General features: G+C 33.1%; 18 protein-coding genes and 1 pseudogene. 2 read left to right on the top strand and 17 right to left on the bottom strand.

Going from position 1 to position 16033, the window contains the following annotated elements:
- Window positions 1-3: 3 nt before the first annotated feature.
- Together BMY57_RS02455 and BMY57_RS02450 are read right to left on the bottom strand one after the other, a co-directional pair.
- A complete protein-coding gene (locus tag BMY57_RS02455; RefSeq protein WP_091772442.1) occupies window positions 4-624 on the bottom strand; it encodes a nucleotidyltransferase family protein in 621 nt (206 codons plus the stop codon).
- 33 nt (window positions 625-657) lie between these two features.
- A complete protein-coding gene (locus tag BMY57_RS02450) occupies window positions 658-1425 on the bottom strand; it encodes an HAD-IIB family hydrolase (RefSeq protein WP_091772441.1) in 768 nt (255 codons plus the stop codon).
- 607 nt (window positions 1426-2032) lie between these two features.
- On the opposite strand from BMY57_RS02450, the pseudogene BMY57_RS16240 reads away from it, so the two are divergent.
- A pseudogene (locus BMY57_RS16240) lies at window positions 2033-2113 on the top strand (GNAT family N-acetyltransferase); the annotation flags it as partial.
- Window positions 2114-2142: 29 nt separating this feature from the next.
- Here BMY57_RS16240 and BMY57_RS02445 read toward each other — a convergent pair.
- The 5 genes from BMY57_RS02445 to BMY57_RS02430 form a co-directional block, all read right to left on the bottom strand.
- A complete protein-coding gene (locus BMY57_RS02445; protein WP_091772440.1) occupies window positions 2143-2484 on the bottom strand; it encodes a GNAT family N-acetyltransferase in 342 nt (113 codons plus the stop codon).
- A 25-nt stretch (window positions 2485-2509) separates the two neighbouring features.
- Entirely contained in the window at window positions 2510-2830 is a 321-nt protein-coding gene (locus tag BMY57_RS02440) for a YqfO family protein (RefSeq protein ID WP_091772439.1), read from the bottom strand.
- Between the two features lie 135 nt (window positions 2831-2965).
- Window positions 2966-3481: a GNAT family N-acetyltransferase gene (locus tag BMY57_RS02435; RefSeq protein WP_091772438.1), complete on the bottom strand. Its 516-nt coding sequence runs from the start codon at window positions 3479-3481 to the stop codon at window positions 2966-2968.
- Window positions 3482-3623: 142 nt separating this feature from the next.
- Complete coding sequence (locus BMY57_RS16000; protein WP_175615480.1) at window positions 3624-3779, bottom strand: hypothetical protein; 156 nt, start codon at window positions 3777-3779, stop codon at window positions 3624-3626.
- A gap of 126 nt (window positions 3780-3905) precedes the next feature.
- Window positions 3906-4325: a hypothetical protein gene (locus BMY57_RS02430; protein ID WP_091772437.1), complete on the bottom strand. Its 420-nt coding sequence runs from the start codon at window positions 4323-4325 to the stop codon at window positions 3906-3908.
- 99 nt (window positions 4326-4424) lie between these two features.
- On the opposite strand from BMY57_RS02430, the gene BMY57_RS02425 reads away from it, so the two are divergent.
- Window positions 4425-5084, top strand: a complete 660-nt coding sequence (locus BMY57_RS02425; RefSeq protein WP_177176311.1) for a hypothetical protein — start codon at window positions 4425-4427, stop codon at window positions 5082-5084.
- 386 nt (window positions 5085-5470) lie between these two features.
- Here the strand turns inward: BMY57_RS02425 and BMY57_RS02420 are convergent, their stop codons facing one another.
- From BMY57_RS02420 to BMY57_RS02375, 10 genes are all read right to left on the bottom strand, one after another.
- On the bottom strand, window positions 5471-6268 hold the full coding sequence (locus BMY57_RS02420; protein ID WP_091772435.1) for a pentapeptide repeat-containing protein: 798 nt from the start codon (window positions 6266-6268) through the stop codon (window positions 5471-5473).
- Window positions 6269-6324: 56 nt separating this feature from the next.
- A complete protein-coding gene (locus tag BMY57_RS02415) occupies window positions 6325-7332 on the bottom strand; it encodes a SpoVR family protein (RefSeq protein WP_091772434.1) in 1008 nt (335 codons plus the stop codon).
- Between the two features lie 96 nt (window positions 7333-7428).
- Window positions 7429-8049 (bottom strand): YhcN/YlaJ family sporulation lipoprotein, encoded by a 621-nt coding sequence (locus tag BMY57_RS02410; RefSeq protein ID WP_091772433.1) that lies wholly within the window; start codon window positions 8047-8049, stop codon window positions 7429-7431.
- 86 nt (window positions 8050-8135) lie between these two features.
- Window positions 8136-8780: a response regulator gene (locus BMY57_RS02405; RefSeq protein ID WP_091772432.1), complete on the bottom strand. Its 645-nt coding sequence runs from the start codon at window positions 8778-8780 to the stop codon at window positions 8136-8138.
- A 16-nt stretch (window positions 8781-8796) separates the two neighbouring features.
- Window positions 8797-10221, bottom strand: coding sequence for a GAF domain-containing sensor histidine kinase (locus BMY57_RS02400; protein WP_091772431.1), 1425 nt, complete (start codon window positions 10219-10221; stop codon window positions 8797-8799).
- Between the two features lie 4 nt (window positions 10222-10225).
- A complete protein-coding gene (locus BMY57_RS02395; protein WP_091772430.1) occupies window positions 10226-10924 on the bottom strand; it encodes an ABC transporter ATP-binding protein in 699 nt (232 codons plus the stop codon).
- A gap of 15 nt (window positions 10925-10939) precedes the next feature.
- Complete coding sequence (locus BMY57_RS02390; RefSeq protein ID WP_091772429.1) at window positions 10940-11944, bottom strand: ABC transporter permease; 1005 nt, start codon at window positions 11942-11944, stop codon at window positions 10940-10942.
- On the bottom strand, window positions 11941-13119 hold the full coding sequence (locus tag BMY57_RS02385; protein WP_177176310.1) for an ABC transporter permease: 1179 nt from the start codon (window positions 13117-13119) through the stop codon (window positions 11941-11943). Before BMY57_RS02385 ends, BMY57_RS02390 begins: the two co-directional genes overlap by 4 nt.
- 21 nt (window positions 13120-13140) lie before the next feature.
- Window positions 13141-14550 carry a hypothetical protein gene (locus tag BMY57_RS02380; protein WP_091772427.1) on the bottom strand — a complete coding sequence of 470 codons (1410 nt, stop codon included), beginning with the start codon at window positions 14548-14550 and terminating at the stop codon, window positions 13141-13143.
- Between the two features lie 196 nt (window positions 14551-14746).
- Window positions 14747-16033: an anti-sigma-I factor RsgI family protein gene (locus BMY57_RS02375; protein ID WP_091772426.1), complete on the bottom strand. Its 1287-nt coding sequence runs from the start codon at window positions 16031-16033 to the stop codon at window positions 14747-14749.

Here is a 16033-nt window from a genome sequence, read left to right as displayed (position 1 = left end):
AAATTATATTTTTACTGCAGTATTAAAATAAGATAAGTGCTTTAAAGAGAGTGCTTTATTTATTAATTCTTGATCATATCCGTTATTATTCAGAGCTTCTAATATTAAATTTACTCTATCTTGTCTTTTTCTTCTTAAATTTGACTCCAATTGTATCTCTAAGGGAACAACAGGTATGGTGTACTCCCTGAACGTAACGTTTTTATAATAGTCCCAAATATACTTGCCACCTTCCCATATCCCATCCCCTGTTAAATTGTCAGGAATACCGGCTGAATTAGTAATATGAATCACTTCTACTTTAAATCCCTCTATCTCCCATCGTGCTTTTGTCCATTCAAAACCTGAAGGAAATGTCTGATGGAAGATAGGTTCTTCTATAGAAGATAGCCACTCATTACTGTTTCGATCGATGCTTTTGTCTGGAAGGGAATACTTATTTAGTAAATCCGAAAATTGTGAAACGCCTTCCTTATGTTTAACATAAAGATCAATGTCACCTGGTACCATCTGACAACCTTGCAAAACGGACCCTACTGAACCCACCAAAATCCAGTCAATATTTTCATTAGACTGTGAATATAATTGACACACTTCTTCTAAAGCACTTTCCCATTTCTTCATTCAATCCACCTCAAAACGCCTAAAATATCATAATTATTTTATTTTATATTGCTTTGTTAAATCTTGTATTCTATCAATAATTTCATCTTCAAGACCATCTTTATTTACAATTTGATCATTTGCATATTGAGATAAGTCCTCATGATCACCAATCATGACAGAATACAATGCATTTTCAAATATTGGAATATCATTTGAATCATTTCCAAAAGCGATATAATCGTTTTTTTGTACACCCAATCCTCTTAATGCACGCCATTTATTTATACCTTTAGGGCTAATATCAAGGATCTTTTCATTTTTGTGTTTATTTACAAATACCTCCAATTGAGATATTTCATTTTCCAATTGTTCAAAGTCATTGGAAGTTAAGATTAATATCTTGATTACAGGATCTAATTCTTCTACGTTAACTAAATGTGCTAACTTATTAGGATCAACATTTTGTAATATCCGATGGTCACTAGGTCCAGTATAAGCGTAATCCCAATGACCATCTATTAAGTATGTTGCGTTATATTTTTCAATAAGTTTTTTGATATCATCAATTAAGTTAGGTGAGAAAGCTTCTGTATAAATGATTTCACCATCTTTTGAAATGATTGAGCCATTTCCACCTATCATCTTATAATGATGCAAGTTTTGATCAATCACAGGTAACATATCTCTAATTGGCCTGGCTGATGCAAAAATGACTTCATGCCCACCTTTAGTTATTTCTAATAGTGCATTGATAATGTGTTGAGAGACTGGTTGTCCTTTAAAACAAATGGTTCCATCTAAATCAAAAACAAATTTCATAGTTAAAAGCCCCCTTATGTGAATGCAAAATTATTAAGTATTAAATCAAAATTCCCTATAATATTGGGTAACGCAGTTCTTCTATTCTTGTATAAAATCAATGTACATAATTTTCTAATAACTATTCTAAAAAGTTAAACGTTTATCCTATAATGGATTCCTTAGCTTTCCTATATACTCCAGGCTCCCACTAAATCTTGAAATGGTAATCGAACCATACTATAAATGGTTATTTGAGTTTTGAACTTCCGAGCGATTAAGATTTAATGTTTCCATACATCTTCCTTTTCTTTTAATCTAAAAATCAATATTCATTCAATAGCTCATTACAATGACAAATTATAAAATAAGAAAAATCGAGTGTTTGCTTTAATTTTTCTTCACTCGTATTTAAAACATCTTCCTTTACATTTTTACGAATGTTTATGGCTTCTTGAATAATTGGATGCCACTTTGGGGATTAAGTAACGATACTGATGCCGCAAACGCAATTTGCTTTTATGAACGATATCATGCCATTTGCCGTCTCTGTATAAGCATTGCCTGCTTATACCTTCTTCTATAAACCCAAGTTTTTGATATAAGTTAATTGCTCTTCCATTAAATGGTTACATCATTAATCAATATTGATTATAAAAATCAAAATGCTGAATGTATTATTGATATAGGGGAGAAAGATTACTGGGGAAACAAATCTAAAAATTATTTAAGGGGATGTCATGATGTTCTCAGCAAAAAGGTTGAAATTACGCAAAATGGAACGAGATGATATTCATCAATTAATGATGAGGCGATGCCATGTCTTCGTGCATGATCCTCAATATAGAGTTCAGTAATCTCGCCTTGAGCAACTGAGTAACAAAATGATCTATAAATTTGACCACAAGCAAAACCTACCAACTTATCTTTCAAAAACGCCACAGTCACTAACTCATTATTATTATTAAAACTCTCAATAATTCTAGTTGTAGGTTGCCTTTCTCCACCGTTAAATTCTTGATTAAGACGAGATAGTTCTTCAGCATCTTTTTCATTTGCTAGTCTGATCATATAGTCCATAAAATCACCCCTATACTTCTTCAAGTTAGTTCAAAAGAGGCAATATGTTAATGACAGGTTCTTCATAAGGATGAACACTCTTAATAATCTGTTTAGCCTGTTCCATATTTTCATATAAGCACTTAAATTCCATTTTACATTCCGTTCCAAAAGAAATGTCACCAATGTCTCCATTGTATGGATTCGAATTTTCAAGAGGTCTCCAATATCCTTTAACCTCTGTAAATGAAATGACATGATCATAGTTTCCGACTTTTAAAAAACCTTGATCGTTTAAATTATTTCTAAGTTTTTCTATGTATTCTTCTGGTACTAAAACTTCGATTTTGACATAGTTAAAATTCATATATGACCTTCCTATTCAAAACTATTTATAATATCTAATAGGCGAACATTGTTTTCTGTTGATACATTTTCAGATTGCTATATCTGTACTTAACAATCATTTTTCAGAATAGTCCTCCTAGGAATAACGCTAACTTTATTTCTTATCTGCTTTTTTGGTGTATAAATTAGGGACGCTCTTTAAAAACCATTTCCAAATAATCTCCATGCCCCTGAGCAAGATTGACCTAAAACCTTTTTTCTCTAATACTTTCTGTGACGCTATATTATTATTTGTTGTCTTTGCTGAAATCTGTTTGATTCCTTTATTTTTTGCTGTTTGAATGAGCATTGTTAAGGCTTTTTGAGCAATTCCTTTCCCGATATTTTCTTCGCCAATTCTATAACCAACATCCCCACCATTCTTAGTTATATCTACTAAGTTTATTCTTCCGAGAATATTGCTATTTTGATCTTTTATCAAATAAAAATATGATAAGTCTTCGGACTGTTCTTTCAACAAAGATTCATGTCTTTTTAAAAAAGATTCATAATTATAGTATTCCTCTCCACGACTTGGTACCATCTTCTCGAAATAGTGTCTGTTCTTTAGTTCAAATTCAAATAGTGGCCCAGCATCTTTGTATTGTAATGATTCAATTGTAATTTCCACTTTGACTACCACCAATATAATTAATATTTTATACAAATTCCTTTTTTATTAAGTCTTACTCTATTTTAACATAATTTTCTAAACATTATTTTTAAACCTTTTATACAATAAAAAAGACTTAGAAACTATCTAAGTCTTAACTTCATTTAAGCTTGTCAGTTGAAGAACTGTTTTTAATATCATCTAATAATGAGATAATCTTTTCATTTTGCTCAATCAATCGATCATTTTGGTTTCTTATTTTAGAAAGATCGAACAGGAACACTATTAATATAATTATGACGAATAACATTAACATATTTCTTTCACCTCTGTTGTATTATCCTAAAACTTTTATATTAGGTAATTTTATCATAAGTGGATTTTTACTGACTTTATCTAAAAAACGGACTTATATATTTAAGTCCGTTTTTTAACCTATTAATCAATTGATCAAATTTTTCCCGTTCTTGTCTTTTAAAAAGATTTTATATGTATCGATTGTGGGTAATTGTTCATCGTGTTGTATCAGCACATCTTTAATTGTTCTTTCGATCTCCTGTGCTAAGATCATTTCGCTACTATTTTCCCTATTTAAGGTGGTTGATACATTAATTTCTAGAATTATAGCGCTTGTGTTTTCCTTGATATCCCCTATCCTCATATCTTCTACAACATCGAATTTCTGTATTTCATTATGAATATCAACAATCATGGCGTTTAATTTCTCTGTCTCACCTTCTTCAAATGTAATAGGTTCAGTATTTTGAGATGATTCTGTTTCATCAGTAGAATCAACACCTGTAAATGGCAATATAACTATAAAGCTTATCAACACTGTTGACCCTATTATAAATTTCTTCACAGAGATTCCCCCTAATAAATGGTATGTCCAACAGGAAACAATATACTAGAAAAGTTCTTTTTAAATTTTTGGCAAAATAAATTTGGATTTTAATCAAAAATGGATATTTTTTGGTATGATGAGCATGTCGTAAAAATTTTTAAAATATTTATTAAAAAGAGTGAAAGTATTTTTATCAAGGGGGGGATCTTTCTGAAGAAGTACATACTCATTGTCATGTTATTTTTATTAGTTGGGTGTGGTCAAAGTACAAGTGGATCGGGAGACATTAGTGAAGAGATCAATGAATATTTAGGAGTGACTCCTTATCTACCTGAAACAGACTATCCAATTGGTCATGTATCCATAGAATATGGTCCAAACCCTAAAGCGGAAGATGACGGACCTACTAAAGGTGAACCTATAAATGCTCAAGTTGAATATAATATCTCTCAAGATGAAAAAGTTGATGAGAAATCCTTGGAAGAGTGGGAAGAAAGTAATCGTCAAGAAGTCATCTATGGTGATTTATATATGGATGGAGCCGCTATTATGGTCACTATTTTTAAAGGTGATGGTGGGGAAATCAAAGATGCTGATCTTATTGAAATTGATGGACATGAAGTTCAATATCAATTTATTGAAAGAAATACAGAGGCCGTCATCATACGAATAAATTTTGATGGCATTAGCTATATGATTCAATACTTAGCAGAAGAAAATGATATTGAAGAAGAAGCTAAGGAGTTCGCGAAAGAAATTATAAGTAATCAAAAATGATTGTATTTTAGAGGGATCATCAGCTAAATGCTTTGTAGTTGATGATCTTTTTACTTTTATAAATTGTAATAAATGTCTAGTTCATACCTTTTGTGTGTCTCACTTTTAATTGTTGTAAGTAGGTATGACATTTTTACAAATAAAAACTTGATTCTCGCAAACAGACTTTTACTTCTTACAAATTAAAAGAATATTTATCCAAATAAAACTGTCATTCTTGCAAGTAGAAATCACCTTCTTGCAATTAACTTGTCTAAATCACATTGTACAAGTATTTTTGTATGGCCTTCGGTTGTTATAATTCCTTCAGCCCTTAGTAAAGGTTGATTCACACGGTCACTCCTAAATGTTTTTTCCACTGTTATTTCTTTCCTAGAAAACTTCATCTATAACCAATGTCTTAGTCTCTTCAAATAACTTGGAATCTCAGTAGATTGATCACCGATAGCTGAATTAATTTGTGACTGGGTTAGAAAAAGTGCATCTCCTATTTTGGCGCCATATAGTTTAGCATCTCTTAAATCAGCACCAATAAAATCTGATTTACTCAAATCAGAATGGCTCAAATCTGAAGCCATCATTAATGTTCCACGAAAATCTTGCCCTTGTAAATTTAACCCTTTTAAATTAGCTCCTAAGTAATCTTGTTCATTAATTTTGACTTGATTAGTGAATTCTGCTCTATACACTTGACTTGTCTTGATTAATAATGAGTTAACGGTACTTCTATGTGAGTTAATATCTATGTTTAAAATATCTTCAGGCTGTTCTTTTGTTAGCTCAACGGTTTGTTCATAAACTTCTCTTAAACTCTCTTTAAATGGTTCGGTTTCTGTTAACGTGATGGCTTGTTCTAGATACCAAAGCATTTCATGAAGCTGTTGAACAATAGGAAAGCCAGCAAACATCTCTTCAGCCCTAGTGGTGTCATCTCGCCAATCGTTGCCTTTATAAATGACTTGTGAAACATGCTGGCCAGCCCCAAAACATTCATAGGTGACACAGCCTCTAAATCCTCGATCTCTTAATTGATCATGAATAGAGCACAGGTTGTTTGAACATAAGTTTGGGCAAGCGTCTCCAGCATTCTTATTTAAAGGAAAATCAGCTGATTTTTCATATGGTAAGGCTACACAACATAACGCAAAACAGTTTTGACAGTCTGATTTCAAACGATTTATCACGACACACACTTCCTAAAGTCATTAGTTACCTTCATATTAACATAATTTTCTAAACATTAGTTAGAAACTCTTTGTGCGTATAGTGGTTTTATATAAATCGGCAGTTTGAGAATCTGTTCTAGTGCGCCTTTAATTTTGTTTATTTGATTGGCTTCAATTTGGTATGGAGAATTTTGATATCGAAGGGTCACGTAACCTGTTTCATCGGTAACTTCTTGATCTACATAAAAAATGGGAGATTGATGTTTAAAGTATAATATTAATTCCCTTTTAACCTCCCGATAATCATCCGTCACCTTTCGATTTGCCGCAACAGTTATTTTTTCTGCTTGATGTACCGCTTCAGTATAATATTTTTCAATAAGTCCAACATCATCAAATTCCTTCACGACTCGCATTCGTTCTTCTTTAGGAACTTCATTCCATAATGCCTGACCCAGTGAGTAGTAGTTCAAACCCTCTTCAGGCTTATAATGCAACTGAGCTTCTAACTGAGCAACCTCAAGTTTCTCCCTTAAAGTTAAATTCATTTTTTGCAGTGCATTTGCCTGCATAAACGTAGCCCAACCTTCATTCATTAACTTTGTTTGTTTAATGGCATTAAAATACTGCACTTCTTCCTTTATGAGCTTTAACAACCATTTTTGCCAATCTAAAAACCAATTCTTTTTATTAGAAAGAAAATAATCGACTGGAGCAATGAAGCGTGAATCAAGGCTTTGAGTGGTTGAACCTAGTGTTCTCATGGTTGCTAAAAATAAATCGAATTGATCAAATTGTATATATGGAAACAACATATCATAGGTTAGCCGTGGTTTCCTTAAGCCTTTCAAAATTGAATTGTTCTGCACAAACTCAATATGCCCCATGCAGTGAGCCATGACATATTCATTTTCAATTTTAGAGTTTTCCTGATTTAAGTAAATGGTCGGTGGTTGGTCCAGCTCAAACATTTCTAATACCTGTATATTTGTAACGCGGGAAGTGCTATAACGATTGCGGTATCCTTTATGGTGAATGTCTAATAGCTCTTCCTTAGTTACTAATTTCTTACGATAATCCATACAAACCTCCCCCCTTCAATACAGAATATGATGTCTTTATCATAAAAAAACTCAGATAAGGCTAAAACCTTATCTGAGTTTTGATTATCATTCATATTATCGTTCTAAGTCAGGGAAGATTCTGTCGATCATTGAGTTAAACTCTTCAAAGAACCCTTCCACTGGATCGCCATTACGTACATCTTCAGCATAGTTATTTACCATATCGAAGAATTGAGGGTTTGCTGATACATACACATTTTCAATATCATCATTTGCTTCTTTTACTTTTTCTGATACTTGCTTTTTAATGTCATCACTTACTTCGTCGTCTGTATTATTACCTGCTAATGTAACGGCTACATAAGCATTGTTTTCACCAGCTAATACATAAGCTTCATCAATTTCATCCATATCATCTGAAATTTTTTCAGCAGCTTCATTTGCTACTTCATAATTATTTTGACCATTACGATCATTTGGTCTTTGATCACGATCTTCCTCAACATCAATCATATCTAAACGGTTATCACGTTCTCGCATTCTGTCTTCATTATCTTGACGGTATAACTCACGATATTGTCTCTGATTTCCATCGTTATTACGATCAGTGTCAATCATCTCAACATTATCACCGTTATTATTGTTTCCGTTATTTAAGCCTTGATCATCCAATCCCTGACAAGCACCTAAAAACGTTAGCATCGCGGCTAAAGTTATCCAGAATAAAAAACGCACATTCGACGCCTCCTTTCTTCATGAATTTATCCTTAGTATGAAAAAATAAGGCATCGAATATGCTTAGTGAACGTTGGGAAAATGTGCTAATCGTTATCTAAATGCTTAACTGCGAATAACGCGGCTTGGGTACGATCATGAACGTCTAGCTTTGATAATATGTTCGATATATGTGTTTTGACTGTTTTCTCAGTTATAAAAAGATGGGTTGCAATTTCTTTATTGGAATGTCCCTTCATGATTTCCTTCAACACTTCTGTCTCGCGTCTCGTTAAACTGTTTAATAATTCTTTTTCTTGTGACATAGACGGCTGTTTTTTTACATGTTTAAGCAAGTGAACAGCTGCTTTTTCATCAATCATTTCTTCATTGTGATAAACTTTTTGGATAGCAGTATGTAATTTTTCAGGTCCTGAGTCTTTTAATAAATATCCACTTGCACCATTTTGAATGGCTGAGATCACATATTGATCATTTAAAAAGCTTGTTAGAACCAAAATATGTACCTTTGAAGACTTTTTCTGAATTTCCTTAATGGTGTCGATTCCATCCAGTTCAGGCATTTGAATGTCTAATACACAAACATCAACCTGATCGTGTTCTAATATATCTAGTGCCTCTTGACCGTTTGATGCCTCGCCAATTATTTCAATATCATCTTTTGTATTTAAAAAATAAATAAGTCCTTTTCGAACCACTTCATGATCATCAACCAGTAATACTTTTATCATATTTTTCCCCTCGACTTTAAACAGGAATCGTAATGTCTATCTTTGTTCCTCGTTCAGGTTTTGAAAGAATTTCACACTTTCCACCTAATTTATTAACTCGATCTTTTATCCCCACTAATCCAAATGATGTTTTAACTTGGTCTGTGTCAAAACCAAGACCATGGTCTTGAATTTGAAATTGGATATGCTCTTGGTCTCGAATTAGTTTTAAGCTCGCTTTTTGGACACTTGCGTGTTTATAAATGTTATGAATCGCTTCTCGACCTACTTTATATAAAGCCTCTTCCATTTGCACCGGGATGTCTTTAACACCTTTAGTCGACCAGTTTAAAGTGAGCCCAATTTGAGTAGCATATTGATTAAGAGCTGAAACTAATCCTTTTTTAATAAAATTCGATTGTTTGTCTTCAATCAATTGTCGCATTTCGTTAAGCGCTTGTTGGGATAACGAATGAATAAGTTGAATCGGTTCATTTAATGATTCGTCTTGATTCATCGTTTTTAAAGCACTGGACGTAGCTGTCATAGAATATAATAATTGGTTAACAGTGTCATGTAAATCTTGAGCCAATGCTTCACGCTCTTGAATTTGGATGATATTTCGTTCCCGTTCCTTCAATTGAATTGATTTAATGGTTAGTTCTATATATTGAGCTAATAAGTTAAGGAATTCAGTTTCTTGTTCATCTACATTTTGATTGCTGAAAAAGATTATTTCTCCTGATAACGTAGGTAAATCTATATGGATTTGGTATGAGGTTTTATTGCCACACCTAAGGTTAGCCTCATGTACATGGATCTCACATCCTAAAATCCAAGAGTTAATAACCGTAAGATCGATCAAATGTTTTAAATCGTCATAGCTTTCGATTTGACGAAGCTCAGTTGAGATATGATGTAAGGATTCTAATAGCTTTACCCGTTTTTCTTCCGCTTCAAATAATTCGATTCTTATAAGGGCATAGGTGATTTGTTCTGCAATGGATTGTAATAAATCCAGTTCATCTTGATGAAACTGTGTTCGATTAGGAGCTGTGACATTAAACACCCCATACTTTTTGTTCTGATCTTGTAATGCGACAGTGGCGTGATGAGTAAAACCACCTGTATGATATTTACTTTCTCGATTTGCCTGTTCTAACCTTTTGCAAGTTAAAATACTAAAAGCCTGTTCCAATCGCCCCTGTTTATAACTTGATAAACAATAGCACATATCACTGCCACACATTGGTTCTTTATCATTGACGATCAAGGCTTCAGGTAAACCGTAATCCGCCACAAGCTCCATTTCATGTTCTCCTAGAAAGATCCACCCTGCCTCAAAGTGTGTAATATTTAAAAATGATTCAAGTACACTTTGAAGCATTGGCTTCCTTTCGTTAGATTGGTTTAGGACCTCAGCTATGGTTTTTAAAGTAAAAACCTTATTATAATCTTCCATTCAATCACCTTACACTGCCCATATTGACATCAAACATTTTTTGAAGAGCCTGGGATTGTCGATTAAGATTTAAATATGGAACGGAATCCCATTCGACTTGATCAATCATAACCCCATGGTCTAAAACCCACATTGTGGGCTGTAAGTGTTGGATAACGTACCAATCGTGAGTAATAAAAACGATGGTTGTCCCTTGATTGTTTAATTTTCTTAACCACGTTAACATATCATGTTTGGCAGCTAAATCAACTCCTACGAACGCTTCATCCAACAACAATAACTCCGGCTGATGCACCATTCCTACAGCTAAGTTCACTTTACGCTTCATCCCGCCGCTTAATTGTTCGATTCTTTTATTTAAAATTTGACTTAAGCCTAACGAGAGAATCATATCGTCTATAAATTCATTCGATTTAGGTTTAGTTAATTTTTGATAATACTTTATTTGGTCACGAACCGTTAACCCTTTAAATAAAGCTGTTTGCTGTGGAACATAGCCAATTGGGTTTTTGTGTTCGGGTTGAATGGATCTTTTACCTTTTGAAGGCTTTACTAATCCCGCCATAATCTTTATTAGAGTTGATTTTCCAGCTCCATTTGGTCCAAATAACGTCACACAATCTCCTCGGTTAATCTCACCATTAATTTGAGACAATAAGGTTTGTCCTCTTTTTTTATATGTGATGTTTTCAAGAGTTAACATAACGATCTCTCCTGTTTATACTAATATCCAGCTTGGAAGGAAGATGGAAAACCACCAGTTAAACGATAATAGGTTATATTGAATCAAAAAAAAGACTACAGATGCTGAGACACCATAAGTTAAAGCAATTGTCCATAACGTTTCTCGTTTTTGAATGACAAATGATAAAAGATAATAGATCAATAATGAAAAAATGACAATCCCAACATCGATTGCAACAGTCATCCAGTTATATGAAGACAACCACAAGGTTTGAATTCCAACTGAAGTAAAGACCGTTAAAATTGCTAATAAAACTAAAAATGTAAAAAACCATGCTTTACGTAAAGAATTGGCATGTCCGATGGTTGATAAACGTTCAAATATGTTCTGTTCTTTCCAGTTTAATAATAATTGCGTTAAGAAAGCCAAAATACTCCAAATAAATATCCAGAACAACCAACGGAACAACAACCAATCTTCGGAATCATGATTAACTTGCGAGATTTGTTGCTGAACGGATTCAAATTGAATTTGAAAAATCGGTTCAGGCTCTAAGTATCGAAGCCCATATTCATATATTTCATTCCAGTCCGCATCACTTTGATAACGTTGGACTAAGTTTGCAGCTTCAGATCGAATAGCCCTCGTCATAATGGCTGAAGCTAATTGTTCTTTAAATAATCCATCAAATACACTTCGTTCGTGACGATACCATTGAATGGTGCCTTCTAACTCTCCAGCTCTTATTTTTCCTTCTAAATCTTCAGGTAAAACAAAAATGGCTTCAACTTCGCCACGTTCTAATACCTCTTCTGGGATTGACGTAGCATGGGTGATATTAAACGACTCATCTGTAGACATATCTGATAACAATTGTTCAGTAATATTTTGTTCATATGGATCTACTAAAGCAACTGGTACTTTGATATCGTCAGTTGTTCGATCAATGAATTGGTAACCTATAATTATAAACAAGATTGGGGCGGATATTAATAAAATTAACGTCCATTTCTGTTGCAGTAAGATTTTAAATATCATTTTAACACCACCCCAATCTTACGGACGATGAATAATACTAATAATCCAATTAACGTCGCTATACCTACTCCAATCCAATAAACCATCGGTATATTATCCTGTAGCCAAATTTTCTCGAACCCTTCATAAATAAATGAAAGAATACTCAAATGTTCAGGTAGATAGATAGGTGGTAATAATAAACCACTTATCATCATTAAAATTAAACTGCCCACAGTAAAGATTATAATGCTTAATATAAAAGTTGGAATCAGTAACCTGATTAGCGTATAGAGCAGAGTCAATCCCACTCCAATTGTTAACCAGTGAGTGATTAGATTAAGGTCAATCTCAACTGTTGGAAAGACGAAATATGACAGTGATAAAACCATTACGATTATATAAAGCATTAAATATGTCAACTGATATAACCATTGAGCAATTAATTGATCGAAACGTGTAACAGATATTAAATTAAGACGTTTTTGAATAATAGGTTGATGCTTTGGCTGATTAAGTATGACCAACAACCAATATGTAAATAGGATTAATAAAGTCGTTAGTATAATAAAGGCTTGCATAGACCAACTAAGCATCATTCCTTCTGATGATACTTCTTCAAAGAACGAATTGCGCCCGAGTGAATAAGTTGTAAAGTGAACAATGGATTGTTGAAGAAATTGTTGTCGTTCATCTGTATCTTCCATTGATTTTATATGAAAATGATTAACCGTATTAACCCCAGTTTGAGCAGCCGATATGTAATCTTGTCCACTTTCTAATAATAAATAAGCTAAGTTTGATGCAATGGGCAAGTTTTCATTTAAATAAACATTAATAGATTCATTTACACCATTACTTAATTGTTCTGTAAAGCCTTCAGGTATTTGAACGATTGCTGCGTATCCATCAGGTTGTTCAAGATAATAAGATAAATCTTCTTTACCTTGATTAAAGAAAACCTCACCATCAATGGTTTGATCATCTTGTAATTGCTTAATTAAAGCATTTGTCTCAAAAGTTTGGTCTTCATCTAAAACCAGTAAATGAACTGATTCTAACTCATCACTAGCAGTTGTATATAAGAAGAGTGAAATTAATCCTATAACGGCAATTGGAAATAAAAGAGTAAATAAAAAAAGGCCAGGCCGTTTAAGCATCCGCTTCCACTCATACTTCCAAAGATGAAAAATCACAGACCTGCCCCCTTTCATATATTAAAAAGGATTAAACTTTTCAATTATTTGTTTTATATAATCATTAAATTGTTCTTTTAATCCATTAAACCAATGATTATATTCATCTATAGACATTTGATGTATGAATCGAACATCTTGGGCATCTATTTTTTCGATATCGGTCTCTTGACTAAAATCGATTTCTCGAGTTATATCAAAAGAAGTCTTAATATTGCTTATGGATAGATCTCCTTGATAAGTCTTTTGACCTTCATCTTTATCTATATTCGTTTTTATATCGACATTTCCTTCTACTCTAGGTAAAAAAGACGAGACATTGATGTTAAATTGAATCTCCTGTAGATTGCTGCTGTATCGCGTATTCCACTTAAGCTCAGCCTGATCGTTCTGTTGTTTTTGTATGTTTAGGTCTCTTTTTATATTATAACTATCCGAACCGGGTTCGCCAATAGCTTGATAATCAATCTTAATAGGTCCGTCATGATGACCTATATTAGAAACAAATTCTACACGGTATTGATCCTCTTCTATTTTCGTATCTAAGTTAATATTAAAATTGTGCTCTTCCTCTTCATAACGATAAGTTCCCTCGAGTTGACGGTATCTTACAAAATCCTCTGTGTAATAGACATCATAGCTAAATCCGTCTGGAAAGCTAATTTGCTCGACATACTTCATAACTTTTTGTGTATATTCACTATCGTTATTTGAATTAACTTCATCAATTAATATCTCCTTGAACGTTTCAGCTTGTTCTGCTGAAACATTCATCGACAGCTTTTGATATTTACCATCTTTAAAAGATACATTTGATTCTTCTTCCAAATCAGTTTCTTGTAGAATTTGAAATAACTTTATGTAATCCATTCCTCTTAAACTAAAGGATTGCTCTAATTGGCTTGGTACTTCCTCGATCACTTGTTGATCGTGATGTGTTGACATCCATTCTCCTAAACGATCATTTTTAATTCCGAATGCCTTTTGTACAAAAGGTAGTTTTACAGCTGTATATAACGAATCTTGATAAAGTTGAGCTTTTAATAAACTCGTCCTTTGTAATTGTACATTAACATTGGCTGACATCTCTTCATTCTGAGGTTGATGCTGAGAATCTATTACGATTCTTGAATTTGCGAGAATAGATCGAGCTATAACGGACTTTTGACTAAACTCACCTAAATTTACATTGCCACTTAAAATCATTTTTTGTCGGTTTTCCTCATTAGCTAAACGCTTTGCTAATGATCTTGAATGCTCCGTATAGTCTTCAGTATGACTTAGAATCGTTTGAATTGTATTCTTTTCAATATCAGCATACTGAATGACCGAATGTGTAACCATTCGGTAAATAAAAAATCCTACTACCACTAAAAGAACCACACCGATTAGGATAAAAGTTTTTTTATATTTTACTAAGCTTTCACGCATGATAAGACCTCATTTACACGAACTATTGATGATATATCTTATGATACAGGTTGTCCGTTAAGAAGACCATTATAATAAAATCTACATTTCCAGAATTCAACATGTATTCTATCATGCATTTAATTTCATATTTTTTCAAGGTTTGGTCATTAATTCAACAAAAAAAGACTACAGAATGAACTCTGTAGTCTTTAAGTTAATTCGGTTTATTATTATCTTTATCATTTCCTTTTTTCTTACCTGGATGTTCATCATTTTTCTTATCTAACCCTTTGGATTTAGGACCACCTTTTTTTTCGTTATTATTAGATTTTTTTTGATTGTTTTGACCTTTGTTGTTGGGTTGCTTAAGGTTGTCCTTTCGGTCCAAACCGGGAGGAGACCCATCACCTTGATCCTTCTTTGGGCCTCCATGGTTTTGCTTTTTTTCTTGATCTTTTTGTTTGCCCTTTTGTTTATCTTTTTTAGATTTATCTTTTTGTGAAGGTGGATTATTTTTTTGTGAAGGATGGTCTGACTCATCTGTTTCGTTAGAGTTATTATTTTCTTTTTTAGACTTCTCTTTGTTTTTGGATTTTTCCTCTTTTTGACTCTCTTGTTTATCAGGTTTTTGTTTTGTCTTTTCTTTCTGTTGTTCTTGTTTTTCGTGATACTTTTCGACTTTTTTCTTTAACCCTGGTGGTATTTGATCAGAGTTGGATTTTTCCACAAACTTCTCAACCACTTCCAAGTTCTTTAAATCTATATCTTTTGAGGATTGTTTAGACCTATCTGTATTTGTCTCTATCTCTTTTTCTGATGTTTCTAATTGTTGATCCATTTCATCTAATAAATTAGATGCATACATTAAATTCATTGAAGTCTTCTGATTGTGAGCTTCTGTTCTTACTTGTGATGGTATTTCAAATAAGGCGACGTCAATCGAGTCAAATGCTGACTGCATTTCTTGAGATACTTCTTGTAAAACATCATGACTATTGGTTAATTGCTCAACATAACTAATTCCGAATAACACTTGATGGTCATGATCTAAATAACCTAGTTGATCACTTAAACTTAGTATTTTAGATGAAACTTGATCAACCGGTTCACCTTCCCAATCGGTTAATTGTTCTATAAGTCGGTTTCCATCATCATTTAATCCTACTATATCAATCACTTCATAATGATCATTTAAAGACAGTTCAACACTTGGATTAATATCAATACTCACGTAAGCATGAACCTCATCTTCACCTAACCATGAATAGAAAGGAATAATAAATAATAATGCTATAATTGCGGCCATGGCAGGTTTCATGAAGGCTAGTGAACGAAACCAATGAATAATTGAGTCAAAAATAAGACTGGGGCTTTCTAACGGTTCAAAAGGCAACTCTTCCCCTATCGACCCCTCAATCTTACGCGCTTTATAAAAAGAGCCGTCAGCTGTCATCATTAACGTGCTTGTTCTTTTTTGTTCAACGATGAGTCCTTTTTTCAT

It is taken from the genome of Piscibacillus halophilus, assembly GCF_900110685.1.
GTDB classification, from domain to species: Bacteria; Bacillota; Bacilli; order Bacillales; family Alkalibacillaceae; genus Piscibacillus; species Piscibacillus halophilus.
Note: the sequence above shows the minus strand (reverse complement) of the source record. Positions and strands in the feature narration are given on the sequence as shown.